The sequence below is a fragment of the Lacinutrix sp. MEBiC02404 genome, from assembly GCF_053601575.1.
Genome location: NZ_JBSHNV010000227.1, coordinates 1 through 543, shown reverse-complemented (window position 1 = coordinate 543; position 543 = coordinate 1). Strand labels below are relative to the sequence as shown.

The 543-nt window shown below is 34.6% G+C and carries 1 pseudogene; it reads right to left on the bottom strand.

The window, feature by feature from the left end:
- A pseudogene (locus ACVCXO_RS19455) lies at window positions 1–543 on the bottom strand (hypothetical protein); the annotation flags it as partial.

Genomic DNA, 543 nt, shown 5'->3' with positions numbered 1-543 from the left:
TTGCTATGATTGCAGTTAAATCTAATTGTGTAGTAATGCCGTCTTCGTCTGTATAATCGATGTTTGTGTTATCGGCATTTAAAGCAATGGATGTTAATGTTTCCAAGTTAGCAACATCTAAAATAGTTGGATTTCCATCTTCATCGGTGTAAGTTAATGTTCCGTCGTTGTTGTCTACTAATGTTGTTAAAGCTTCCAGGTTTGCTATGATTGCAGATAAATCTAATTGTGTAGTAATGCCGTCTTCGTCTGTATAATCGATGTTTGTATTGTCTGCGTTTAAAGCAATGGATGTTAAAGTTTCTAAGTTAGCAACATCTAAAATAGTCGGATTTCCATCTTCATCGGTGTAAGTTAATGTTCCGTCGTTATTGTCAACTAAAGTTGTTAAAGCTTCCAGGTTTGCTATGATTGCAGTTAAATCTAATTGTGTAGTAATGCCGTCTTCGTCTGTATAATCGATGTTTGTGTTATCGGCATTTAAAGCAATGGATGTTAATGTTTCCAAGTTAGCAACATCTAAAATAGTTGGATTTCCATCTT